Here is a 23,884-nt window from a genome sequence, read left to right as displayed (position 1 = left end):
GGCTCACAGGTCCAGGCCGACCAGTCCCGCCAACTGCGCGGCATCGATGCCCTGCAGGGTGTCGATGAGGGTGGCCCCCGGCACACCGCTCAGGTCTTCCAGATTGCGCACGCCGATGGCCCGGGTGCCCGCCGCCGCCGCGGATGTCAGACCGGTCACCGAATCCTCCAGGGCGATGCATTCGGCCGGCTCCAATCCGAGGGTGGCGGCCGCCTGTAGATAGGGCGCCGGATCGGGCTTGCCGGCGCTGACCTCGTCGCCGGTGATGAGTGTGTCCAGGGCGCCGGTGGGCGTCTGCCGGGCGACCACCTCGGCGAGCCGACGGTACGACATGGTCACCATGGCGGTCGGCACACCGCTTGCGACCAGATCGCGCAACAGTTCGAGCGCACCGGGACGGAACGGGGTGTGTTCGACGACCTGCTCCCCCACTCGGTCCAGCAGCCGTTCGACGGTCTCCGCCGTGCCAAGCGGCAGGCCGGCGGCGCGCAGCGCATCGGCCGAGACGTTCAGTGCATTGCCGATCAGCTGCCGGCCGTCTGCCGCGGTCCACTGCAGGCCGTATTGCGCCATCAGCGCGGTCTCGGCTGTGATCCAGTACGGTTCGGTGTCGACCAGGGTGCCATCCATGTCCCACAGGACTGCTTTGAGTTTCACACCCTCCACCCTAGTGCGCGGGTAGCCTGGAGGCATGTCGTATCTGTCAGCCGGGCAGCGCCTGGTCGTCATCGCCCTCGAGGGTTGGACGGACGCCGCCAATGCGGCCTCCGATCTGGCCCGCCACCTCATCGAACAGTGGAACCTGTCCCCGGGGCCCGAACTCGCCGGGGAGGAATTCTATGATCTGACCTGCGCCCGTCCGCTGATCGAGCGCACCCCCGCCGGTCCCGTCATCCGGATGCCGTCCCTGCAGTGCTTCGACGGCACGGTGCCCGGCGGCGGCAATCCGATCAGGGTCGTACTCGGTCCTGAACCGCAGTTGCACTGGTCCAGGTTCGCCACGGAATTCCTCGACTTAGTCTCCACCGGTGATCGGGTGGTGTCCCTGGGCGCACTGGCCGCCGAGGTTCCCCATACCCGGCCGCTGCCGGTGACCCTGACCAGCGAGGATCCCGCCGCGCACGGGGAGGCGGTCGTCGCGGAGGAGTACGAGGGCCCCACCGGCTTCATGGGCTTCGTCCAGCCGCTGCTGGCCGCCTCCGGGTGCGAACCGGTCAATGCCTGGGTGCTGGCGCCCGACTATGCACTGGCGGCCCCGAATCCCAAGGCGCTGTTGGCACTGCTGGGAGTGTTCGAGGACTTGACCGGGCTGCTGGTCGACCATCGTGAGATCCACGTAGAGGCCGAGGCCTGGCTGGCCGGGGTCGATGCGCTGGTCGCCGATGACGCGGATCTGGCGGGCCTGGTCGAGGAATTGGAGTCACAGGTGGACGCCGCAGATCTACCGGAGGCCACCGGCGAGGCGATCGCCCGCGAGATCGAACGATACCTGCGCCGCCGCGAATAGCGGGGCCAGGGCCCCTCCTGCTCAGTCCGCGAGCAGGTCGATGCCCAGCAGGGCGTCCACGGCCTGGACGATCTCCAGCTGGTCGGCCGCAGCCGGCGACGATCCATCGCCGCGGGCCGCAGCCCACTCGTCGATGACGCCCAGCGCGCTCGGGGTGTCCAGATCATCGGCCAGGGCGGCGCGCAGATCGGCCAGCACCTCGCCCGCGGCGACCGGAACATTCGAGCGCGCGGCCGCGCGCCACTGATCCAACCTGTCCTGGGCGCTGGCCAGCAGGGGCTCGTCCCAGAACCAATCGCACCGGTAGTGGTGGGCGAGGATGGCCAGACGGATCGCGGCGGGGTCGACGCCCTGGGCCCGCAGGCAGGAGACGAGGACCAGGTTGCCCTTGGACTTCGACATCTTCTCCCCGTCGAGTCCGACCATTCCCGTGTGCATATAGGCCTCGGCGAAGGGTGTGCCCGTCAGGGCCGTGGCATGGGCCGCACACATTTCGTGGTGGGGGAAGATCAGATCGGATCCCCCGCCCTGCACGGTCAGGGGGAATCCCGCGTACTTGCCGGCGATCACAGCGCATTCGATGTGCCAGCCCGGTCGGCCCTCGCCCAACGAGGCACCCGGCCAGCTGGGTTCTCCGGGCCGAGCGGAGCGCCACAGCAGAGCGTCCAGGGGGTTCTCCTTGCCCGGAGTTTCGGGATCGCCGCCGCGTTCTGCGAAGAACCGCATCATCTGCGCGTGGTCCAGGTGGCTCTCGGAGCCGAACGGCGGGCGCACCTCGGTGTCGACCCGGTAGTACACATCGCCGTTGTCCAGGCTGTAGGCGGCGCCCTTGGCCACGAGGTCTTCCACCGCGGCCACGACATCGGGGATCGATTCGACGGCGCCGATGTAGTGCGCCGGCGGGATCACCCGCAGTGCCTCCATATCGGTGCGGAAGAGCTCGATCTGTTCATCGGCCAGCGCACGCCAGTCGACGCCGGTGTCGTCGGCACGTTCCAACAGGGGGTCGTCGATATCCGTGGTGTTCTGCACATAGGTCACATCGAACCCTGCGTCGCGCCAGACGCGGACCAGGGTGTCGAAGGCGACGTAGGTCGCAGCGTGCCCCATGTGTGTCGCATCGTAGGGGGTGATCCCGCAGACGTACAGGCGGGGCGCGCCGTCACCGGTGATGGTGACGGGACCGCGGGCCGAGGTGCTGTACGCGGTGGGGGCCGGGCCCCGGGTGGGCAGGACGGGAATACTAGGTTTCGACCATGATCTCACCCGACCAAGCATACATATCGTCATGGCTTTTTGAAGCCACCGGCGCCAATCCCGGCCCCCGGCCGCTAGAACGGAGGCCAGGGCAGCGGATAGCGGTCAGTCGGCGGATCGGGATACTCCCCCGCGCGCAGCAGTGCGGTGGCGCGCACGGCGACCTGCGAGACCTCGTCCGCGGTGAGCAGCGGACCGAGGACGTGGGCGACGGCACCGACATCGGCGGCAGCCCGCAGCACCTCGACCTCATCGACGGTCAGCGGCTCCCCTGCGAAGCCCCAGAGCAGGGTCCGCAACCGGTCGCCGGTGGCCAGGCTCAGCCCATTGTCGATCCCGTAGACTCCGGGCGCACGGTGCTGTGGGTCCCAGCTGCCGGTGAGCACGTGGCCGCCCTTGCGATCGGCGTTTCCCATGAGCAGGTCGAGCAACGCGATCCGCCTGACCGCGGGAGTGTGGGCGATGACGAGTTCGGAGCCGTCATCGCCCTGGGCGCGGAAGACCGGCAGCACATCGGCCGGGACCCTACCCGCTTCATACACATCGACCTCCTGCCCGCCGGAGGCGCTGACATAGGCCTGGAGTGAACCTGAGAGTTCCCCCAAATCCTCACGCAGCACGGTGGGCGGCACACAGTCCAGGCCGAGGAACCGTGAGAGTTCGAAGGCCGCGACTTCCCTGGCGGGCAGGGTCTCCACATCGAAGTCGTGCAGGGGCCGGGCTCCGGCACGGGGCTTGAGGACGGCACGGGCGATCGACCCGTCGGCCTCGACACTGACCATGTAGGTAGCATTGCTGGCTCCCGGAATCTCTCCGAACACCTCGACCCGGCCGTGGTCCAGGAGTTCGGCCGGCGTCATCAGCGTGCCACTCCATTGGCCCGTGGGCACAGATGTCCGCCGGGGTCCAGCGGCAACGAACAGAAGGGGCAGTCCTCCCGACCGGCGCCCACCACCTGATCCGCCCTCCGGGAGAATTCGCGGGCCTGGGCGCCGGACAGGACGACTTTGAAGACGGCCCGTTCATCGTCATCGGGATCCGCGGTGATACCGGATTCGGCATCGGCCTGAGAGAGTTCATAGCATTCGACCAGGAGTCGGGAGAGTCCCGTGTCCCAACCCAGACTCATCGTCCCCACCCTGAATTCCGGGTCGACGGGCATCGAGAGTCCGGCATTGTCGTAATGACGGGGCAGCGCCGTCGCGGGGATCTCGTCTACGGCCAAGGTCTTGGCCCGGACCATGTCGAGCAGTTCGGCCATCCGCTCCGAGAGCATTTCGACCTGTTCCTTCTCCAGTTTCACCGTCGTCACGCGCGACTCGGACTTGGCCTGGAGGTAAAAGGTACGGTCCCCAGGAAGTCCGACGGTACCCACGATGAAGCGGTCGGGGTTGGAATGCTCGAAAACCTGAGAAGCCATGGTCCAAGCCTATCGCCTGTCACTGCGTGCACGGTTAGAATGACGCCATGAGCGTAGAGCCTGAGGTCGCCCTCGAAGAATTCCTTTCCGCCGTCCGAGCCCATTTCCAGGCTGCGGCGCACCGCAGCGGCTCGACCGACGAGAACGTGCGCGCCGCCTACACCGCCTTGGCAGACGCCTTCGACGACTACGACGATGCGATCTTCACCGCGTTCGACGAAGTCACGCCCTTCGAGCTCTACGACGACATCGAGGATGCCAAAGAGGATGCCGAGGACTCGGACTCAGATGACTTCGACGATGAGTTGGACGACGATGACTATGCAGACGTCGAGGAAGAGGATCGGTAGACGGGGTCGGAGATCTGATCGAGTGCCTCCAGAATCTCCGGAGCCAGGACCAACTGCGAGTCGATGACCTCGGCCAACTGCTCCGGAGTTCGGGGCGCTACGATCGTGCTGGCCTGCGGCTGCAGCCGGTTCCAGGCCATCACCACGTCCACCGCGGATGTCCCCAGGGCGCTGGCGGCTTTGAGTACTCCACTGATCACCGCCCGCGATGCCTCGGTGTCGAGTTCGTCGACGTAGTCCGCGGCGCTCGTCTCCTTGCGGGTGCCGGCGGTGGACTGACCCTGGTAGCGGCCGGTGAGCAGCCCTCGGCCCAGCCCCGCACCGGCCAGAATGCCGACTCCCAGATAATCCGCTGCGGGGAAGACCGTCTGTTCGACCTCGCGGGCCAACAGAGAGTGTTCATTGCAGGCCGCCACCACGTCGATGCCGGCTCCGCGCAGCGTGGCCAGCTGCCAACCGGTGAGGTAGGCGGCAGCCACGTGGACGACCTGGCCGCTTCTCAATAGCTGGTCGACCGCGGCTGCGGTCTCGTCCAATGGAGTGTCGTAGTCGAAGCCGTCGAGGACCAGCAAATCGATCCGGTCACGGCCCAACCGTTGGAGCAGGGACCTGGTCTGGGCGAGCAGAGTGGCTCTGCCCGCATTGACATGCGCGTTCTCCCCCGACCCGACGATCCCCACCCGTGCGGCGACCGATACCGAATCGGGGATCCCAGCGGTACCAAGGACATCTGCGGCGGGACCGGCGAAGGACGGCAGTTCCACCAGAGTCCCCCCGGCCTCGGCATAGTCCTCGAGTAGTCGGGAAGCGGTTTCCCCGTCGACCCGGCGGCCGAATTCGAAGGCACCCAGAGTGACGGAAGATACCTCTAAACCCGAGTTGCCAACGCGATTTCGCTCCATATCCCATGAGACTACCGGATAACCTGTCTAGGGTATTCAATCGACCGTCGGCACGGGCCCGGCGGCCGACCACTCTGAAAGGTTTTGCATGCTGGACTGGCTCATCGCCGCGATCATGGGCATTGTGCAGGGACTCACCGAGTTCCTGCCGATCTCCTCCTCGGCCCATCTGTCGATCGTCGGGGAATTCCTCATGCCGGGCCGCGAACCGGGATCCTTCTTCACCGCCATCATCCAGTTGGGCACAGAGGCGGCCGTGCTCGTCTACTTCTGGAACGACATCGTCGGCATCATCTCGAAGTGGTGTATGGCACTGGTGGGCAAGTGGGACAGAAAGGACCCCGAGGTCCGTTTGGGCTGGTGGGTCATCATCGGCTCCATTCCCATCGGCGTCTTGGGACTGCTGTTCGAAGATGCGATCACCTCGACCCTGCGCAGCCTGTGGATCACCGCGACCATGCTCATCGTCTTCGGCATCATCCTGGGTATAGCCGACCGGCTGGGACGGCGGGACCTCACCCTGGATCAGATGACGTGGAAGCAGGGCGTGGGATACGGTCTGGCACAGGCGCTGGCGCTGATCCCCGGGGTCTCGCGCTCTGGCGGAACGATCATGGCCGGGCGCCTGATGGGCTTCACCCGTGAAGCCGCGGCCAGGTATTCGTTCCTGCTGGCGATGCCCGCGGTCTTCCTCTCGGGGCTCTATTCCGCGGCCAAGGCCGTGGACGAGCCGATGACCCTGGGCTGGGGCCCCACCGCCCTGGCCACCGTAATCGCCTTCGGCGTCGGCTACGCCGTGATCGTGGGCTTCCTCAAGTTCGTCTCCACGAAGTCGTTCGCGCCCTTCGTGTGGTACCGGATCGCACTGGGCATTGTGCTCTACATCCTGTTGGGCACGGGCCTGCTCCACGCCTGAGCGACCGCGGCGGGCCCCGCTACCCGCCCAGGGTGCCGCGGGCCCGCTGTGCGGGACCGGCGGCGGAGACGGCACAGACCATCGGGGCGTCCGGCCGTGTGTAGTCGACGAGGCTGAAGGTCCCGGTCGCCACCGTCAGCCGGTGCAGCCCGCCCAGGCCCAGGCCCAGTGCGTCCAGCAGGGCGAATTTGACGATGTCGCCGTGTGTCACGACGACGATGCGCTCGCTTTCGCCCGCTCCGTCGAGCAGTTCGGCCACACCCCTGCGGGCTCTGGCATAGGCCTCGGCCAGGGACTCTCCTCCCGGGAACTCGACGGAGCCGGGATGCGCCACCAGTTCGGCCCAGGCCGACAGCCGTCCCAAGTCGGCGAGCCGGCGGCCCGACCACTGGCCGTAATCGACCTCGTCGAAGGCCCGATGGATCGCAATCGCCCGGTGGCGATCCGGGAACAGGAGTTCGGCGGTCTCACGACAGCGCAATACGCTCGATCGGACTATCCGCTGCGGCGCGATGGCGGAGATGGCCTCGCGCAGAGCGGTGACCTGTTCGACCCCGCGGGAGCTCAGGTGGACTCCGGGAGTACGGCCGGCGAGTACCTTGTCGACATTCGCGCTGGACTCGCCGTGGCGCACGAATATGATCTGGGCCATTCCCCTAGCGTACCGTCAACCCGATGCCCCGTTGATACAGTGACGCACAGGGCGCGACTGAGCACCTTGGCAGACGAAAGGAGCGCGCATGCAGCGCACCAGGGCCGATATCGAATACGAGTACCGCACTGTGCGGTTCCAACCCCACACCCCCAAGTCGGTGGCCTACCGCGAGGTCAGTGAGGCCACCGAGTACGGCAAATGGGAACTCGCTCGGACCCTCATCCACTTCGGCGGGGCCAGAACCGTAGTGCTCAAGCGCAGGATCATTCGAATGCAGCGCACCGCATGACCGGGACCCGCACCGCCCAGTCGGCGGGCAATCTGGCCTTCGCCTCGACCGCTCTGCTGGCAGTGGGCGCCGGTATCGGCATGGCAGGCCAGGGCAAGGCCAATGGCGCTCTGGCCGGAGTGCTCGGTCATGGAATCTTCTCCGCCACCAGTTCCTTCGCGACCGGACTGATCATCATGATCGTCATCGTGCTCGTGATTCCGGGGTCACGGCGTGCGGCGGTCCGCGAGATCTCCCTGATCAAGTCGGGCCGGATCCCCTGGTGGATGCTCACCGGCGGTATCGCCGGTTCCACGATCGTCATCTCCCAATCGTTGACGGTGCCGATCTTCGGGGTCGCGGTGTTCACCCTGTCGTTCCTGTCCGGTCAGCTGTTGGGCGCTCTCATCGTGGACAACACGAACCTGCCGCCGGGTGGACGCAAGCCCCTGTCCACGACCCGGATCCTGGGCGTCGTCATCGTCATCGCGGGTGTCATCGTGTCCTCCGTGGGCAGTCTGACAGGAGGGATCGCCTGGTGGGCGCCCCTGCTGCCCGTGGTCTCCGGCATCCTCACCGGGTTCCAACAGGCCTTCAACGGCCGGATCAAGAACGCGACACGGTCCGCGGTCGCCGCGACCACGACGAACTTCCTCGTCGGAACGCTGTTCCTGCTCCTGTGCTCCGGTGTCGTCGCCGGGCTGGTCACGCCGCTGCGCTGGGAGGTTGCCCTGCCTGGCGATTGGTGGATGTTCACCGGCGGTGCGCTGGGCGTGATCTTCATCGGCGTGTCCACTGCCGCAGTGACCCGGCTGGGCGTGCTGATGCTGAGCATGTCGACACTGCTGGGCAACCTTGTCGGGTCGTTGTTGATCGATGTCTTCACCGGCAATGCCGCGCATGCTCTGGCGCCGTTGAACCTACTGGCCATGCTCATCGTCGTCATCGGCGCCCTGATCGCCGCCCTGCCCGGCCGGAAGCCGGGCGGGCGGACCAGGGTGGAGGTCTAGCCTCGTCCGCCCGCGACGAGTTCAGGAGTCGAGCATGAACCGGCCCAGCACCCTAGTGCCGAATTCGAGTGCTGCGACCGGGACCCGCTCGTCGACTCCGTGGAACATGGCGGGGAAGTCCAGATCGGGCGTCAGCTGCAGTGGCGCGAAGCCGTAGCCGGTGATGCCCAGACGGCTGAGCTGCTTGTTGTCCGTTCCCCCGGAGAGCGCATAGGGCAGCACAGTGGCACCGGGGTCCTCGGCCTGCAGGGAGGAGACCATCGCGTCGACAGTGCGGCCGGTGAACGGCGTCTCCAGCGCCACGCCCTCGATCAGGGTGTCGACCTCGACATCGGGGCCGGCCAGTTCCTTGATGGTGAGCATCATGTCCTCGGTGCGCCCGGGCAGCGGCCGGCAGTCGATCAGGGCGCTCGCCTCACCCGGGATGACATTGTGCTTGTAGCCACCGCTGAGCAGGGTCGGGTTGGAGATGTTGTTGAAGGTCGCCCCGACGAACTTCTGCACACTGCCCAGCTCATCGAGCAGGGCCCCATAGTTCTCCGCCGCGAACTCGATGCCGGTCATATCGGACACCCCGCGCAGCAGCTGCTGGGTGGCGATCGGGATTTCCTGCGGCCATTCGTGTTCGCCGATCCGGGCGACCGCCTGGGCCAGTTTGGTGATCGGGTTGTCGCGGTTGACCTGGGAGCCGTGCCCGGCCGAACCGCGGGCCGTGAGTTTGAGCCACAGCAGGCCCTTCTCCGCCGTCTGCACGAGGTAGGCCCGCTGCCCGCGGATGTCCACTGAGTAGCCGCCCACCTCCGAGACCGCATCGGTGGCGCCGGTGAACAGGCCGGCGTGGTTGTCGACCATGAACTTCGCACCGAAGGCGGACCCGGCCTCCTCGTCGGCGAAGAACGCGATGACGAGGTCGCGGTCGGGCTGGACGCCCTGGCGCACCAGGTGGCGGACGGACGCGATGATCATCGCGTCCATGTCCTTCATATCGACCGCACCACGGCCCCACAGCAGACCGTCCTTGATGATCCCGCCGAAGGGGTCGACGCTCCATTCCGAGGCGTCTGCTGGAACGACGTCGGTGTGGCCGTGGACGACGAGGGCGCCGCGTTCGGGGTTGCGTCCGGGGATCCGGGCCAGTAGGTTCGCGCGACCCTCACCGGAGGTGTAGATGGTCGATTCGAGGCCCACTTCGTCGAACTTGCCCTTGATGTACTCGGCTGCGGGGAGGTCCGGGTTCGCCTTCCCATCGCCCCAGTTCTGGGTATCGAAGCGGATGAGGTCCTGCGCAATCGCTGTGACCTCGGCGGCGGCCTGGGTGAAGTCGGTCTGCGCGGCGTCCGCGGATCCTGTCATGGATGGTCCTTTCATCGGGTGCAGGCGGAAGCTCCTCCCTGCGTGTCGGTCCTCACATCCTATCCATCGTTCCTCGTCAGAGCGCCTCCGATGTCAGTGTTCGGACGCGGGGGCGCCGCCCCCAGCGGCCCTGGCGGCCGACCATGAACCATAATGGCGGCGCACCGCCGCCGGCGACGGCAGATTCCCACCGCCGCTACGCAGGGCCGACAGCCAGGTACTGAAGGCGGTGAAGGAACCGGCGGGGTCCTCTTGCGCGTACCGGACCATCAGCCCGTCGTAGTCCGCAGCGGAGAAGCGGGTGGCGCCGGCGGGCCGGCCGGTGCTGGCCGTGGGCAGTCCGGCCGCCGCCAGTGCCGGATTCCAGCGCCCGGCGCCCAAGTGCTTCATCACCGTCTGCGAGGTGGGCGGCCAGGCCCGCTCCCCCGCCGCCGCCTGTGCGCCGACCTCCCCCAGCCAGTGCGTCCTGGCTCGGTCGTAGGCCTGCACACTCATCACAGCGGCTCCGGGTACCGCGGCCGCGGCTCGGCCCGCTGCGGCGCGGGCGAGGATTCCGGCAGGGTCGACGGTGATCTCCTGCGCAGCCAACCTGGCGGCCAGTTCCTCTGTGGGGCCGTCTGCGGAATCGGTGTTGGCCGGGGCCCGGCGGACGCTGTCAACGGCGACGGCTCCGTTGGGTGCAGTGTCCGGACGAATCCGGTCGTAGAGGAAGTGAAGCGCTATTTCAGTGAGGGAATGGCCATTGTGCGGCGCTTGGGCAGAGGAGGACGTGGTTTCCATGTGCTCGAGCCTATCGCGGAGACGGATTGGCATTCGTCTCGATTATCTCCCTCCCCCCCCACACACACAGCCACTTCCCTCACCGATGACCCACGCTGGGTCGCCGGACTGTCGACGTTGTACGCGCTCGTGCGCTTACTCGTTGAATCCCGATCGGCGTGTGGGCGGATGATCGCCTGGACCGCTCCGCCGGTCCCGTCACGGCCTCGACCGTAGACTCTGCGGCGCGCACCTCGATCTCGAGGTAAGTCACAACTGGTGCAGTCCGGCTCACGCACGATCGAGGCGACGGAGGGCTGGCCGTGAGCGGAGCCATCGCCACCATCGGCAATATGCTCCCGTTTTCGATCCTCGTCGTTTTCACCCAGCGGCAACTTGGTGTGGACGAGGCGGGATACGGCTTGATCCTCGCGGTGTCGGCGCTCGGTGGGCTTGTCGGACCGCTGGCCTCGGTCTGCGTGAGTATCGCTCTGATCCTCGTGCGGACCGTCGACGTCGACTGACCAGCCGGACTGCTCAACCGGGTACTACACAGGTACCGATCAAGACTTCTGCCGGATCCCTGAGAGGAAAGCCCGTGCCGTAAAGTGAATCGAATGATCAGTGATGAACTGCGACACTTGGTCCGACTCACCGGCGAACATGCCGCGCGCTGGAACGACGACTACGATCATACAGTTGCGGCCGGTCTGCTCACCGCTTCCGGCCAGGTCGTTCTCGGGCTCAACACCTATCACTTCCTGGGCGGGCCATGCGGGGAAATCGCCGCGCTGTCCAATCACGCTTCGTCTGTGCCCACGGACCCGATCGTCGCGGTCACAGCAGTCTACGGCTCCACAGGTGACGTCATATCCCCGTGCGGAAAGTGCCGCCAGGTCATCTTCGACATGGATCCGAGAATACGTTTCGTCGTACGTGATGCGAACGGGCTCACTACGCGCACCGCCGCAGAGCTGCTGCCCCTGGCCTACGATTGGCGTGCCGTCGACCAACCGCAGAAGCTCTATATGTGGGAAGGGTACGAGGGTCCCATCAGATCGGGCTCCAAAACGCAGACCATCCGAATCGACGACCCATTCAGACCGGGTTCCGCAGAGCTCGTCTTTGAGAAAGAAGACGGTGAGGTCGTCGTCATCCCCGCTACCATCACCGATGTCCGCACGATCGCCCGCGACGAGGCGACCGAGGACATCGCGATAAAAGATGGTTTCACCTGCCTCGAAGACCTTCATACGGCCCTGGAGAGTCACTATCCGGGCCTCGGAACGACCGATCCGGTAGATATCGTGACGTTCGCACTCGACGGCGACTAGCGCTTAAAACCGCCCAGGCCCTCACATGCTTCCCTGTTTGTCGGGCAGCAGCCCGTGTCACGAAGTCCTGTTCACGAATTGAGTATGCTGGGCCGGGATGAAACCGAGCTTCCTCCCACTGCGCACCGAGCGTCTCATACTCCGCGTCCACCGCACCGACGACGCCGACGCGCTCCGGATTGTCTATTGTCGTCCCGAGGTCGCGCGGTTCCTCTTGGACGAACCGTGGACACCTCAGGACGCCATCGTCAAGACCGCGGAGCGTGTACCGAAAACCGACCTGGACGGTGAGACCGGGGCGCTCGCCCTCGTCATCGAGCACGCCGGCCGGCTGGTCGGCGATGTACAGCTGTGGTTCACCGACCGAGAACACCGGGTCTGTGAAATCGGCTGGGTGCTCGATACGGATTTCGGCGGTCAGGGACTTGCGACCGAGGCCGTAGCGGCCGTGCTCGATCTCGCATTCGAACACTTTCGGGTGCATCGCGTCACCGCGCAGATGGACGGGCGCAACACCGCCTCGGCCAAGCTCGCCCGCAACCTCGGCATGGAACACGAAGCCCATCTGCGACAGGACTGGTGGAGCAAGGGCGAATGGACCGACACTCTTATCTACGGAATCCTCGCGGGGGACAGCCGGCACCGCACGACGGGACTCCCCCAGGATTGATCACTCACGTGAGGCAGGGCCGCGCTGCGTGTAGGAGTGGTCAACGCGGGATACGTCGGTGTCAGCGTCCGGGCGAGTGCCCCCAGGCGATGTCCTCGGGTTTCAAACCGGCCGGTTCAATGATCGTGATGTTCGTGATCCCATTGCCGTTATCGGCGAACGACGCCCGAAACTGCACTTGCATGTAATCAAATGCATCGGAATAATCGCCGGGATTCGCCTGGCCGGTGTCATCGCATCTCACTCCCAGTTTTCCGATGAATTCGGGCGAATCGTCCGTCGGTTCATCACCGATCGCGGCCTCGGGGTCGAAGTCGTTGTTCACGAGCCTGACGTCGTAGATGCCAAACTTCTTCACAAGCTTGGCCTCCGCGGCTTCTTCGTCGATTACGGGCAGCGGCCTTCCGGAAATGCATACGAGTCCGATGAAGACCGCCCCCACTGTCAACCAGCTGAGCCCTGTCACCAGTGATTTGCGCCGGGTGTCGGGAGAACGGCGGTAGGCCATCAGGAATATGGCGTTGAAGACGACCAGCACAATGGTCACCACGACCGAGGCGAGAACCCGAGATGTGCTGGTTTCGTAGGTGAGGATGTCTCCACCGCGCGCTACCAACAAGATGCTCTCCTCCACGTTTCTGCGAGGCCATCGTCGACACCCCGGCAGAGAATCCAGTCAGCGTACTAAGCCGATTCTCCTTGTCCATAGTAGTAGCCGATCACGCCGCCAGACGAGGGCCTCTCACTCTCCCGCGCCGGCCGCCGCGTGATCACAGTGGTAGCGTCGAAGGCGAAGATTGCCCCATCCCGCTGAAAGTCAACTGCCCACTTCACGGTATGGGTTCGGACAGCAGGAAGGCCCCGGAGTGAAAACTCCGGGGCCTTCCTGCTGTCCTTGTTGCGACTCAGGACAACTGTGCGCGGAGGGGGACTTGAACCCCCACGCCCGATATATTGGGCACTAGCACCTCAAGCTAGCGCGTCTACCTATTCCGCCACCCGCGCCGGGCAACAAGGAATACATTACACGGACTGTGGGGGTTTGCAAAATCGCGCGGCCATCCTGCGCAGAGCCGTCGAATCAGTCCTGCGGGAACGTTACGGAGCCCAACACATGGGGCTTGCCCCGCTTGGCGTCGAACACCTGGAAAACCGTCTTCTGCCGCGAAATCCCGCGGAATTCGGCATCGTCATCGACAGGTCCGTCCTCTCTCAATGCCCCGACCGGAGCCTCGGCATTCGAGTACGCCAGCGTCACCGTGGCCGGCAGGACGATGGGCCCGGCGAAGGAAACCTCCCATATGAAGTACGACACATGCGGGTCGATTACTGCGAGGGCACGGCTGGCCGAGTACATGCCATGGGCGATCCGCGCGGGGAATCCGAAGGCCTTCGCCGCCGGGGTGCTCAGATGGATCGGATTGATGTCATCGGAGACACGCGCATAGTCCCGGGTGACCGAGGTGTCGAGGCGCCACAGGGCCTGCGGCGTGACCGCCGGATCGAAGGGCAGGGTGCGGCGCGCGGACTCCCCCACAGCAGTGTCCTCCGGATCCGGTCCGCCCGACAGGAAGCGGCCGCGGGCCAGATAGGTCGAGGTGTCTCGAAATGCAGGCTCGGCCCGGCCGCGATGGCAGGCGGTGACGGTGATGCCCACGGTTGTGCCCCTCTTATGGGGCTCCACCGCGGTGACTTCCACACGCAGGTCGAGCTCATCGCCGACGACCACCGGCCGGTATTGGACGAAGCTGTTGTGCACATGCACCATGCCCATCACCGGCAGGCCGAATCCCGGGCTCGTCATCAGCTCCATCGCGGGCAGGAAGCCCAGGGTGTGCAGGTAACCGGCCGAGGCCTCGGTCCGCAGAGTGCCATGCACCGCGTGGACGAAGGCCGCCAGCCGGTCACGGTCGACTCCGACCCTCGCCTCGACGGCCGGCACGGCCAACAGCGCCTGCGCATCCGGCCGTGCCCGGCCGGGCTTGGGCAGGGCCGAGGCCGCCGCCTTCGCATAGGTGCTCATCCGTCCCATCTCAGGCCCCCACGATGTTCTGTCCGCAGACCCGTAGGGTCTGCCCGTTGATTCCACCTGCGTGCTCGGAGGCGAGGAAGGCGACGGCCTCGGCCACGTCCAGTGGTAGCCCGCCCTGCTGCAGGCTGGACACGCGCCGGGCCACCTGGCGGCGCAGCGGCGGCATCTTCGCCGTCATCTCCGTTTCGATGAAGCCGGGGGCCACGGCGTTGATGGTCCCGCCCCTGGCAGCGAATTCGGCCGCAGCAGCACGGGTCAGGCCGATCACCCCGGCCTTGGCCGCGGCATAGTTCGTCTGCCCCTTATTGCCCGCGATTCCCGAGGTCGAGGCCAGTGCGACAACATGCGGATGCTCGCCCCAGGCCTCCAACTCGTTCAGGGATCGATCCAGGGCCAGTTCCGCCTTGAGGTTGACCGCCAGAACGGATTCCCAACCCGCCGGCTCCATATTCGCCAGCATCCGATCGCGGGTGATTCCCGCATTGTTGATGAGGACGTCGATGGGCGCTCCGACGGCCTCCACAATGCGCGCGCCCGCGTACGGTGCCGTGATATCGAGTTGAATCGCGACTCCCGACACCTCGTTCATGGTCGCGGCAAGGGCCTGGCCCGCGGCCGGGATGTCCACCCCGTAGACCGTGGCACCGTCGCGTGAGAGCACCCGTGCGATGGCGGCGCCGATCCCGCGAGCGGCACCCGTGACCACTGCGGTCCGGCCGGCCAGCGGCCCCGCCGCACCGAGCCCTGCCATCTCCACGGTCCCGACTGCCCGACCGGACGTGGAGTCGACGGTGAGGAACTGCCCGTCGATGTAGGCGGACTTGGCTGACAGCAGGAAGGCCAGAGTCGAGGCGACGGAGGGCGCGGTGATGGGCGCCTCGTTCAGCAGGATGCCGTTGGCCGTGGTCCCGGCCCGCATCTCCTGGCCCAGGGACCGGGTCAGTCCGAGCACCGCCTGCGCGGTCGCGGCCCTGGCAGGATCGTGCAGGACGGAGTCCGTCGCATCGGAGATCGTGATGATGCGCGAGCAGGGCCGCAAAGACCGCAGCGCAGCGCCGATCGTCAGGGCGGGCTCGGCCAGCTCATCGACGTCCTCGGCCCCGGCGAGCACCGCGATGATGCCCTGGTAGCGGGCGGAGGGGTCCCGGTGCCGGTGGACTGCGAATCCGGCCTCGAGCACGAGGCCCGCAACCGCATCCGCCGGGTCCGCGCGCCCGAGGATCAGCACGGGTCCGTCCTGGAAAGCCGGCTCCGAGCCCGATTCGCCGAAGCGGCGCAGCGGGACCGGCCGGGGCAGGCCCAACTGTTTGGCCAGCAGTTTCAACGGTCCGTTGACCAGGTCCAGGTACGCATCACCCGTCGTATTCCGTTTTCCCATCGTCTTCCCCTGCCCTCTCATGCCGCTTCCACGATCGCCGCGAGGCCCTGACCGCCAGCCGCGCAGATCGATACCAGTGCGCGGCGCTTGCCCGTGGCGTGCAGGTACTTCGCCGTGGTCGCGATGATCCGCCCGCCCGTCGCCGCGAAGGGATGGCCGGCGGCCAGGGAGGAGCCCAGCGGGTTGAGCCGGTCCCGGTCGATCGGTCCCAGGGCACCGGGCAGGCCCAGCCGCTCGCGGCAGAACTCCTCGGATTCCCAGGCGGCCAGGTGACACAGCACGGTGGAGGCGAAGGCCTCGTGGATCTCGAAGACGTCGATATCCTCGAAGCTCAGACCGTTGCGCTCGAGCAGTCTGGGGACGGCGTAGGCCGGGGCCATCAGCAGGCCCTCGTCTCCGGTGACGAAGTCCACGGCGGCCGCCTGCGCATCGACCAGATAGGCCAGGGGCGATAGTCCCTGGGACTGAGCCCAATCCTCACTGCCCAACAGCACGGCAGAGGCGCCGTCGGTCAGGGGTGTCGAATTGCCCGCCGTCATCGTCGCGGCCGTATTCAGGGAGGTGCCGAAGACCGGACGCAGGCCGGCCAGCGATTCCGGGGTGGAATCGGGGCGCAGATTGGTGTCGCGGACCACCCCCAGATACGGGGTGACCAGGTCGTCGAAGAAGCCCGCATCCCAGGCCGCGGCCAGGTTCCGGTGCGAGGCCAGGGCCAGATCGTCCTGTGCCTGCCGGGAGATCGCCCAGTCGGCGGTTGTGCGCGCCTGGTGTTCGCCCATGGACAGTCCGGTGCGCGGCTCCCCCGTACTCGGAGCAGCCGGCGCCAGATCGCTGGGCCGCAGACGGCTCAGTGCCTTGACGCGTCCGGCCAGGGTCTTCGACCGCATCGCCTCCAGCAGGATTCCCCTGGCGTGTTCACCCACGGCCAGGGGCGCATCCGAGGCGGAGTCGACTCCCCCTGCGATACCGGAGTCGATCTGTCCGAGGCGGATCTTCTGGGAGATGGTCACCACTGCCTCGAGCCCGGTAGCGCAGGCCTGGCCCAGATCGAAGGCCGGAGTGGTGGACGCCAGGGCCGAGCCCAGAACGGTTTCGCGGGTCAGGTTGAAGTCGCGGGAGTGTTTGAGCACGGCACCGCCTGCCACTTCCCCCAGTTCCCGCCCGGCCAAGCCGTACCGGGCCACCAGCCCGTCGATGGCCGAGGTGAACATGTCCTGATTCGAGGCGTGGGAGTATTCCCGGTTCGACCGGGCAAATGGGATGCGATTGCCGCCGAGGATGGCGGCGCGGCGTGGTGACTGGGATGTCATCCGGGGCTCCTTGTCGGTGGGCAGGAGAATTTACCTGTTACCAAGAGTACCTGCTACTGTGTTTGACATGAAGTCTGTCACATCACCAGATGGACGGTCCACCCGCTGGGATACACACAGAGCCACCCGCCGCGTCGAACTGCTTCGAGCAGTGCGCGCCGCCGTCACCGAATACGGCTCCGAACTGTCCATGGATCAGATCTCGACGCGCACCCGGACGTCCAAGACAGTCCTCTACCGTTACTTCGGCGATCGCGCGGGGCTGCAGCGTGCCTGCAGCACCTGGGCGATGGACGTGATCGAACGCCATCTGACCCAGGCCGCACAGGCGGATACCGCACACCCGGCCGATCCCCTCACCCTGATGGTCCACTCCTTCGTCGAACTGGCCGCCGGCTCCCCTGGCCTCTACCGCTTCTGTGCGGCCGCCGTAGACGACGGCACCAATCAAGGCTTCTTCACCCGCGTGACCCAATCCCTGATCCACGGGCTGGGGCTGTCGACCCCGGACGACCACATCTGGGCCCGTGGCGCAGTGGGATTCGTCAGAATGTCAACCGAGCACTGGTTGGCGACCCACACGGGGACGCCGATCACCGATGCCCAGATCGCCGCGGTCTCCACACAGATCGCGGGCTGGCTGCGCGCCTCTCTGCAGCCTGCGACCGTTCCACCCACACCGGAGGAGACCACCGATGAACGCTGACACCTCGAAGACCCCAGCAGGATCCGAGCGACTGCCCGTGGACCACGATGTCCTGGCCGGTCTGGCCGATGGCCCGCGCCGGGACTTCCGCCTGCGCGGTCGCGCCTTCGCCGGCGACCCGGCCCTGCGACAGCCCGCCGATGATCCCAGCCTCGAGGCGCAGCGATCGGCTACCACCCGCGCCGCATTGAAATTGGGCAAACAGGGCTTTCCAGCTCAGAGTCTGCCTCGAGCACTGGGCGGGCAGGAGGCCTTCGCCGCCTATGTCGCGGGCTTCGAGGAGACTCTGCTGGCCAGCCCCTCGGCGCAGATCAAGGCCGGCGTCCAATACGGACTCTTCGGCGGAGCGATCCAGCACCTGGGCAATGCCGCCCAGCACGAACGCTGGCTACGCGCCGTTATGGCCGGCGAGCTAATGGGCAGCTTCGCGATGACCGAGATCGGCCACGGTTCCGACGTGGCGGCGCTGGGCACCACCGCCACCTACGATCCCGCCACACAGGAATTCGAGGTCCACACCCCGTTCCGAGCTGCGACCAAGGACTACATCGGCAACGCCGCCAGGGATGCACGGGCCGCGGTCGTCTTCGCCCGTCTCATCACCCGGGGCGTGGACCACGGCATCCACGCGCTGTTCGTCCCGCTGCGCACGGAGGAGGGTCAGCCCCTGCCCGGCATCACGATCGAGGACGACGGGTACAAGGGCGGCCTGCCGGGCGTGGACAACGGCCGCATCGCCTTCGACCGGATCCGGGTGCCGCGGGCCAACCTGCTGGACCGCTATGGCCAGGTGGCCGCGGACGGAACGTACACCTCGGACATCGAATCGCCCGGGCGCCGCTTCTTCACGATGCTCGGCACCCTGGTCCAGGGGCGGGTGTCCCTGGACGGGGCGGCCACGGTCGGTGCGAAGCTCGCACTCGACATCGCAGTGCGCTATGCGCTGGCCCGCAGGCAGTTCGCCGGCGCGGACGCCGACGAGGAGACGACCCTGCTGGACTATGCCCAGCACCAGCGCAGGCTCATGCCGGCGCTGGCCCGGACCTGGGCGAACGCCGCAGCCCACGAGTCTTTGCTGGGAGACTTCGAGCGGGTTTTCTCCGGCGCAGATGACACCGACGAGGCCAGGCAGACCCTGGAGACACGGGCGGCGGGCTTCAAGGCCCTGAGCACCTGGGACGCCCTGGACATCGTCCAGGAATGCCGGGAGGCCTGTGGCGGCCAGGGATTCCTGGCCGAGAACCGCTTGGTGGGGCTGCACCAGGATCTGGACGTCTATGCGACCTTTGAGGGCGATAACACCGTCCTGCTGCAGTTGGTGGGCAAACGCCTGCTGGGAGACTACGCGGCCGAGTTGAAGGACGTGGACTTCGGCGGGGTGGCCCGGTACATCGGCACTCAGGCGGCCGAACACTCGCTCTACCGCACAGGCCTGGCCAGCGCGGGGCGCACGATCGGTGACATCTTCACCCCTGCACTCAACGCCAGGCGGATCCGTTCGGGCAAACTGATCGGGGCTCTGCTGGCCGAACGCGTGCGGGTCATGGTGGCGCAGCTGGCCGGCGACCTGCGACCTGCGGCCAAGGCCTCGCCGGAGGCCGCCGCCGAACTGTTCAACCGGCATCAGCACGAGCTCATCGAGGCCGCCCGCGCCTATGTCGAGATGCTCAAATGGGAGGCCATCGACGCGCAGTACAAGCAGATCGACAGGGCGGCACACCCGGCCGAGGCGAAGTTGGTCAAACGGCTGCGCGATCTATTCGGGCTGAGCCTGATCGAACAGCACATCGGTTGGCACCTGATGTACGGTCGACTGCCCATGGCCAGGGCCAGGCAGGTCGGTCCTGCGATCGACCGACTGTGCGGCCTGCTGGCCGACAATGCACTGGACGTCGTGGAGGCCTTCGGATTCGGTCCCGAACATCGCCGGGCCCCGATCGCCGACGGCGCCGAGGCCGCCCGCCAGGACGAGGCCCGCGCCCATTACCGCGCGGGCCGGGCAACATCGACCTGGCCGGCCGATGAGAAGGCGATCTACAAGTCGAAGATGGCCGCGCGCCGGAGGCGCTGAGGCCGCCCGCCGGGGCGGCCGCCCACCACGGCGGTTTCCGCCCCGGCAGCCGCGGGAAACCCCGCAGCCAGAGCCTGCGGGACAGATGAAAGGCATCTTACCTTCGCTTGCTAATCTCATGATATGACGACCAAGCGCACCAGCCGCACTCTGCTCGCCCTGTCCTCCCCCATCCTCGCGGTCGGACTGCTGGCCGGTTGCGGCTCCGGCACCCCGACCGACTCACCGAGCTCCGGCGCCCCGGCCCCCAGTACCTCACCCACATCCGTTGATGCCCCGGCGGCCACGGACTCCACGGGTCCCGCCACGATTCCCACCGCCTCGGCCTTCGGAGAGAACATCGATCTGGCCACACAGAACGTGCCGATCACACCGGCGGCCGCACTCGAGGCCGCGCAGCAGAAAGCGCAGGGCACCTTCTACACGATCGAGCTGGACTTCGAACGGCGGAATTCCGCCTGGGAGTACGAACTCGGCTTCCAACACGACCGGACGGAGTACGAGGTCTCCGTCGATGCGGTTACGGGCAAGGTCGTCGATGTTCACAAGGAGGCCACAGACGATCGGGAGACGCCCATCGAGGTCGACAAGCCCCTGCCGTATTCCGAGGCGCTTTCCCTGGCCCAGGAGAAGTCCTCCGGCAGGCTGACCGGCTGGTCGTTGGAGGCCGATGACGGCCGCATCGACTACTCGTTCGACTTCGACGAGGACGGCAAGGACGTCGATGTCACGGTGGACACCGCGACGAAACGGGCCTTCATCGACGATTGATCCGCACGGTCCCGGCCACCTGCCACCCGGTCGGAACCTCCTTGGGGTGAGGATCACACCGATCCGTTCCGACGTCCACTTCCAGCAGGGTGCATAATTATTAGGTTCCGTGCATGGATTGGGGTGAACATCCCATACCCGCATGTGAGCGTTCACCCATCAGCCCAGCGGCAAAGGACCATCGTGGCAGAATCGTTCGCCCGCCAGCTCTTCCGGCGTCGCCTCCCGGCCGATCCCCAGGCTCAGGGCTCCGGCCTGCGCCGGTCCATGTCGACCTTCCACCTCATGATGATCGGGGTCGGCGGGACAGTGGGAACCGGGATCTTCTTCATCATGTCGGAGGCCGTTCCAGAAGCCGGTCCCGCCGTCATCGTGTCATTCGTCCTGGCCGCCGTGGTCGCCGGACTCACCGTCCTGTGCTATGCCGAACTGGCCTCGACGATTCCGGCCTCGGGGTCCTCGTACTCCTTCACCTACGCCACCATGGGCGAACTCATCGCCTTCGTCGTGGGCGCCTGCCTCATCTTGGAATACGGCGTGTCCGCGGCAGCTGTGGCGGTGGGTTGGTCCGAATACCTCAACCTGCTCCTGGAGAACCTGTTCGGCATCAGCTTCCCACCGGCGCTGTCGGCCGCGCCCGATGCAGGAGGGATCGTCAACGTCCCCGCCATCATCCTGGTCGCCCTGTGCCTGGTGCTGTTATTGGGCGGGGCCAGCGAATCGGCCCGCGCCAACAGTGTCATGGTGCTCATCAAGCTGGCCGTGCTCATCGTCTTCGTGGGCATCGCGTTCACCGGCTTCACCGCCGACCACTTCGCGAACTTCGCCCCCGAGGGCATCCGGGGCATCTCGATGGCGACCGGTTCACTGTTCTTCAGCTACATCGGTCTGGACGCTGTCGCCACCGCCGGCGGCGAGGTCAAGAATCCCCGCAAGGCGATGCCCCGCGCGCTCATCGGGGGCCTGGCCATCGTCACGCTCATCTACCTGCTCGTCGCAGTGGCGGCCCTGGGCGCGCAGGCCCCTGCACAGTTCGGCGCACAGCAGGCCAGCCTGGCCACCATCGTGCAGAACCTGGTCGGGCAGACCTGGCCGGGCACGGTGCTGGCGATCGGCGCGGTCATCTCGATCTTCTCCGTCACCCTTATCTGCCTGTACGGCCAGACGCGCATCCTGTACTCGATGAGCCGCGACGGGCTGGCACCGCGGGTCTTCGCCCGGATCAGCCCGCGGACCCACGTCCCCGCGGCGGGCGCCTGGATCGTCTGCGCCGTCGTCGCCGTCCTGGCCGGCCTCCTCCCTCTGGGGATCCTGGCCGACCTGACCTCGATCGGAACCCTGACTGCCTTCCTCCTGGTCAGCCTGGGCGTGATCATCCTGCGCCGGACCAGGCCGGACCTGCCCCGCGGCTTCAAGGTCCCCGGATACCCCGTCACCCCGGTCCTGTCGATCCTGGCCTGCCTCTACGTGATCAGCGGCCTGCAACCGATCACCCTCATCGCCTTCGTCATCTGGATAGCCGTGGCCCTGATCTTCTACTTCACCTGGAGCCGCCGGCATTCGACCCTGGCGATGGCGGCGGACCCAGGCCGAATCGAATAGCCGGACCACACTATCCTGGAGACGGCGCGCCCCAACCGCCCTCTGATTTTTCGCAGTACACAACCATATGAAAGGCAGACGATGTCGAAGATCGCCCTGGTCCGCAAACCCAGCCCCAATCTGAATGAGGGACTGGTCGACAACATCGAGCGCGTCCCGGTCGACGTCCCTCTGGCCATGCAGCAGTGGGAGGGCTATGTCCACACTTTGCAGGAAGCCGGCTGGGATACCCGCGAAGTCGAACCCGCCCCGGACTGCGCTGACGCGGTTTTCGTCGAGGACTCCGTGCTGATGTACAAGAATGTCGCCGTGTCCATGCACTCCGGCGCTCCCAGCCGCCAGGCCGAACCCGCCGGCACGCGCAGTGTCGTCGCAGGGCTGGGCTGCTCACTCAACCAGATCACAGAGCCCGGCACCATGGACGGCGGTGACATCCTCAAGATCGGCGACACGATCTATGTGGGCCAGGGCGGCCGGACCAATGCCGAGGGCATCCGCCAGCTGCGCGCCATCCTCACGCCCCTGGGCGCCACAGTCGTGGCCGTGCCGGTGACCAAGGTCCTGCACCTGAAGACCGCAGTCACCGCGCTGCCCGACGGCACGGTGATCGGCTATCCCGACTTCGTCGACAACCCCTCGATCTTCGAGCGCTTCATCCCGGTCCCCGAGGAACACGGAACGGCCGTCGTCTGCCTGTCCGATTCGCATGTCGTCATGTCCGCCTCCGCACCCCGGACCGCTGAGCTGATCCGCGGCCTGGGATACCGGGTGACGACGGTTGAGATCACCGAGTTCGAGAAGCTCGAGGGCTGCGTGACCTGCCTGTCGGTGCGCGTGCGCGGTCTGGCCGACTGAATCGGACTGCCGGATCACCCGGTCTCAACCGGGCGGTCCGGCCGCCGGTTCGACACGCCCTGGCCGGTCCTCGGTTGCATTGGCGCGTCCGGGGTCGTTAGCGTGGCCGCATGTTATCCAAGACAACTCGACTTGCTGCCATAGCCGTTCTTTCCGCAGGTTCCCTGGGCGCTCTGGCCGCTTGCTCCCCTGCCGGCGACCACGACGGCCCCGGGCAGGAAGCCGGGGCCTCCGACCAAGCCGCGCAGGCCTCGGCGCCGGCGGAGAAGCCGAAGGCGGCCGCACCGAAGGCCCAGCACAAGGATTTCGGGAAATCCACGGACATCGCCGATAAGCCCGTCCCCGTCGACCCCGAGCAGGCCGTTGCCGCCGCCAGGGAATACTCCGGCGGCGGCGAGCTGCAGGAGATGAAACTGTCCTATGACCGCTTGTACCGCACCTGGGCCTACCAGGTGCGCACCGTCAACGGCCGTCTGCAATCACAGGCGGTGATCGACGCGATCTCCGCGAAGGCGCTCGATCACGGTTCCCAGCAGCTGGGTAAGAAGGAGAAGGTGGGCACGGTCGACGACTCCAAGACCGTGTCCTACGATAAGGCCCTGCACGCTGCCACCTCGCAGACCGACGGCAGCCTGATCCGCTGGGATCTCAGCACCGAGGATTCCCCCACCTACACTTTCGAACTCGACCAGGACGGCGCCGTGCACAGTGTGGCGGTCGACGCGCACTCCGGCAAGGTCAGGGACTGACCCGTCCCA

At 66.6% G+C, this 23,884-nt stretch carries 26 protein-coding genes and 1 tRNA gene; 14 read left to right on the top strand and 13 right to left on the bottom strand.

The window, feature by feature from the left end:
• Nucleotides 1–3: 3 nt before the first annotated feature.
• A complete protein-coding gene (locus tag NQ036_RS00830) occupies nt 4–657 on the bottom strand; it encodes an HAD family phosphatase (RefSeq protein ID WP_257046352.1) in 654 nt (217 codons plus the stop codon).
• A 34-nt stretch (nt 658–691) separates the two neighbouring features.
• On the opposite strand from NQ036_RS00830, the gene NQ036_RS00825 reads away from it, so the two are divergent.
• Complete coding sequence (locus NQ036_RS00825; protein WP_257056852.1) at nt 692–1,507, top strand: PAC2 family protein; 816 nt, start codon at nt 692–694, stop codon at nt 1,505–1,507.
• Nucleotides 1,508–1,528: 21 nt separating this feature from the next.
• On the opposite strand, the gene mshC is transcribed toward NQ036_RS00825, so the two are convergent.
• From mshC to NQ036_RS00810, 3 genes are all read right to left on the bottom strand, one after another.
• Complete coding sequence (gene mshC / locus NQ036_RS00820; protein WP_257046350.1) at nt 1,529–2,773, bottom strand: cysteine--1-D-myo-inosityl 2-amino-2-deoxy-alpha-D-glucopyranoside ligase; 1,245 nt, start codon at nt 2,771–2,773, stop codon at nt 1,529–1,531.
• A 65-nt stretch (nt 2,774–2,838) separates the two neighbouring features.
• Nucleotides 2,839–3,624, bottom strand: a complete 786-nt coding sequence (locus NQ036_RS00815; protein ID WP_257046349.1) for an SCO1664 family protein — start codon at nt 3,622–3,624, stop codon at nt 2,839–2,841.
• Nucleotides 3,624–4,184, bottom strand: coding sequence for a DUF3090 family protein (locus tag NQ036_RS00810; protein WP_257046348.1), 561 nt, complete (start codon nt 4,182–4,184; stop codon nt 3,624–3,626). Before NQ036_RS00810 ends, NQ036_RS00815 begins: the two co-directional genes overlap by 1 nt.
• Before the next feature lie 47 nt (nt 4,185–4,231).
• On the opposite strand from NQ036_RS00810, the gene NQ036_RS00805 reads away from it, so the two are divergent.
• Nucleotides 4,232–4,534, top strand: a complete 303-nt coding sequence (locus NQ036_RS00805; RefSeq protein WP_257046347.1) for a hypothetical protein — start codon at nt 4,232–4,234, stop codon at nt 4,532–4,534.
• On the opposite strand, the gene NQ036_RS00800 is transcribed toward NQ036_RS00805, so the two are convergent.
• Nucleotides 4,504–5,436, bottom strand: coding sequence for an aldo/keto reductase (locus NQ036_RS00800; protein ID WP_257046346.1), 933 nt, complete (start codon nt 5,434–5,436; stop codon nt 4,504–4,506). The two genes, NQ036_RS00805 and NQ036_RS00800, sit on opposite strands and share 31 nt — an antisense overlap.
• Before the next feature lie 91 nt (nt 5,437–5,527).
• Here NQ036_RS00800 and NQ036_RS00795 point away from each other — a divergent pair, with 91 nt between their 5' ends.
• A complete protein-coding gene (locus tag NQ036_RS00795; protein ID WP_257046639.1) occupies nt 5,528–6,352 on the top strand; it encodes an undecaprenyl-diphosphate phosphatase in 825 nt (274 codons plus the stop codon).
• A gap of 19 nt (nt 6,353–6,371) precedes the next feature.
• On the opposite strand, the gene NQ036_RS00790 is transcribed toward NQ036_RS00795, so the two are convergent.
• Nucleotides 6,372–7,004 carry a histidine phosphatase family protein gene (locus NQ036_RS00790; RefSeq protein ID WP_257046345.1) on the bottom strand — a complete coding sequence of 211 codons (633 nt, stop codon included), beginning with the start codon at nt 7,002–7,004 and terminating at the stop codon, nt 6,372–6,374.
• Between the two features lie 88 nt (nt 7,005–7,092).
• On the opposite strand from NQ036_RS00790, the gene NQ036_RS00785 reads away from it, so the two are divergent.
• Together NQ036_RS00785 and NQ036_RS00780 are read left to right on the top strand one after the other, a co-directional pair.
• Nucleotides 7,093–7,296 carry a DUF5703 family protein gene (locus tag NQ036_RS00785; RefSeq protein WP_257046344.1) on the top strand — a complete coding sequence of 68 codons (204 nt, stop codon included), beginning with the start codon at nt 7,093–7,095 and terminating at the stop codon, nt 7,294–7,296.
• Nucleotides 7,293–8,285: a DMT family transporter gene (locus tag NQ036_RS00780; RefSeq protein WP_257046343.1), complete on the top strand. Its 993-nt coding sequence runs from the start codon at nt 7,293–7,295 to the stop codon at nt 8,283–8,285. The genes NQ036_RS00785 and NQ036_RS00780 overlap by 4 nt, the downstream gene beginning before the upstream one ends.
• A 21-nt stretch (nt 8,286–8,306) precedes the next feature.
• Here the strand turns inward: NQ036_RS00780 and NQ036_RS00775 are convergent, their stop codons facing one another.
• The gene (locus NQ036_RS00775) at nt 8,307–9,638 is read right to left on the bottom strand and encodes a M20/M25/M40 family metallo-hydrolase (protein ID WP_257046342.1); all 1,332 of its coding nucleotides are present in this window, start codon (nt 9,636–9,638) and stop codon (nt 8,307–8,309) included.
• 93 nt (nt 9,639–9,731) lie between these two features.
• Nucleotides 9,732–10,418: a hypothetical protein gene (locus NQ036_RS00770; RefSeq protein ID WP_257046341.1), complete on the bottom strand. Its 687-nt coding sequence runs from the start codon at nt 10,416–10,418 to the stop codon at nt 9,732–9,734.
• Nucleotides 10,419–10,720: 302 nt separating this feature from the next.
• On the opposite strand from NQ036_RS00770, the gene NQ036_RS00765 reads away from it, so the two are divergent.
• The 3 genes from NQ036_RS00765 to NQ036_RS00755 all read left to right on the top strand — a co-directional run bounded on the left by NQ036_RS00765 (nt 10,721) and on the right by NQ036_RS00755 (nt 12,401).
• On the top strand, nt 10,721–10,921 hold the full coding sequence (locus NQ036_RS00765) for a hypothetical protein (protein ID WP_257046659.1): 201 nt from the start codon (nt 10,721–10,723) through the stop codon (nt 10,919–10,921).
• A gap of 93 nt (nt 10,922–11,014) precedes the next feature.
• Nucleotides 11,015–11,731 carry an ASCH domain-containing protein gene (locus tag NQ036_RS00760; protein WP_257046660.1) on the top strand — a complete coding sequence of 239 codons (717 nt, stop codon included), beginning with the start codon at nt 11,015–11,017 and terminating at the stop codon, nt 11,729–11,731.
• Nucleotides 11,732–11,828: 97 nt separating this feature from the next.
• Complete coding sequence (locus NQ036_RS00755) at nt 11,829–12,401, top strand: GNAT family N-acetyltransferase (protein ID WP_257046661.1); 573 nt, start codon at nt 11,829–11,831, stop codon at nt 12,399–12,401.
• Between the two features lie 61 nt (nt 12,402–12,462).
• Here the strand turns inward: NQ036_RS00755 and NQ036_RS00750 are convergent, their stop codons facing one another.
• The 5 genes from NQ036_RS00750 to NQ036_RS00730 form a co-directional block, all read right to left on the bottom strand.
• A complete protein-coding gene (locus NQ036_RS00750; protein WP_257046662.1) occupies nt 12,463–13,020 on the bottom strand; it encodes a hypothetical protein in 558 nt (185 codons plus the stop codon).
• A 298-nt stretch (nt 13,021–13,318) separates the two neighbouring features.
• Nucleotides 13,319–13,406: transfer RNA gene (locus NQ036_RS00745), tRNA-Leu, on the bottom strand.
• Nucleotides 13,407–13,482: 76 nt separating this feature from the next.
• Nucleotides 13,483–14,424 carry a MaoC/PaaZ C-terminal domain-containing protein gene (locus NQ036_RS00740; RefSeq protein ID WP_257056851.1) on the bottom strand — a complete coding sequence of 314 codons (942 nt, stop codon included), beginning with the start codon at nt 14,422–14,424 and terminating at the stop codon, nt 13,483–13,485.
• 10 nt (nt 14,425–14,434) lie between these two features.
• Nucleotides 14,435–15,811, bottom strand: a complete 1,377-nt coding sequence (locus NQ036_RS00735; protein WP_257046664.1) for a 3-oxoacyl-ACP reductase — start codon at nt 15,809–15,811, stop codon at nt 14,435–14,437.
• Nucleotides 15,812–15,828: 17 nt separating this feature from the next.
• Nucleotides 15,829–17,121, bottom strand: coding sequence for an acetyl-CoA C-acetyltransferase (locus tag NQ036_RS00730; RefSeq protein WP_257046665.1), 1,293 nt, complete (start codon nt 17,119–17,121; stop codon nt 15,829–15,831).
• A gap of 67 nt (nt 17,122–17,188) precedes the next feature.
• Here NQ036_RS00730 and NQ036_RS00725 point away from each other — a divergent pair, with 67 nt between their 5' ends.
• From NQ036_RS00725 to NQ036_RS00700, 6 genes are all read left to right on the top strand, one after another.
• Nucleotides 17,189–17,827 (top strand): TetR/AcrR family transcriptional regulator, encoded by a 639-nt coding sequence (locus tag NQ036_RS00725; protein ID WP_257046666.1) that lies wholly within the window; start codon nt 17,189–17,191, stop codon nt 17,825–17,827.
• Nucleotides 17,817–19,898, top strand: coding sequence for an acyl-CoA dehydrogenase family protein (locus tag NQ036_RS00720; protein WP_257056850.1), 2,082 nt, complete (start codon nt 17,817–17,819; stop codon nt 19,896–19,898). The genes NQ036_RS00725 and NQ036_RS00720 overlap by 11 nt, the downstream gene beginning before the upstream one ends.
• Before the next feature lie 123 nt (nt 19,899–20,021).
• A complete protein-coding gene (locus tag NQ036_RS00715; protein ID WP_257056849.1) occupies nt 20,022–20,669 on the top strand; it encodes a PepSY domain-containing protein in 648 nt (215 codons plus the stop codon).
• A 183-nt stretch (nt 20,670–20,852) separates the two neighbouring features.
• The gene (locus tag NQ036_RS00710; RefSeq protein WP_257056848.1) at nt 20,853–22,271 is read left to right on the top strand and encodes an amino acid permease; all 1,419 of its coding nucleotides are present in this window, start codon (nt 20,853–20,855) and stop codon (nt 22,269–22,271) included.
• 81 nt (nt 22,272–22,352) lie between these two features.
• Complete coding sequence (gene ddaH, locus NQ036_RS00705; protein ID WP_257046670.1) at nt 22,353–23,126, top strand: dimethylargininase; 774 nt, start codon at nt 22,353–22,355, stop codon at nt 23,124–23,126.
• Between the two features lie 110 nt (nt 23,127–23,236).
• Entirely contained in the window at nt 23,237–23,875 is a 639-nt protein-coding gene (locus NQ036_RS00700) for a PepSY domain-containing protein (RefSeq protein ID WP_257056847.1), read from the top strand.
• Nucleotides 23,876–23,884: the final 9 nt, after the last annotated feature.

This window comes from Brevibacterium sp. 91QC2O2 (assembly GCF_024580695.1).
GTDB lineage: Bacteria > Actinomycetota > Actinomycetes > Actinomycetales > Brevibacteriaceae > Brevibacterium > Brevibacterium moorei.
Note: the sequence above shows the minus strand (reverse complement) of the source record. Positions and strands in the feature narration are given on the sequence as shown.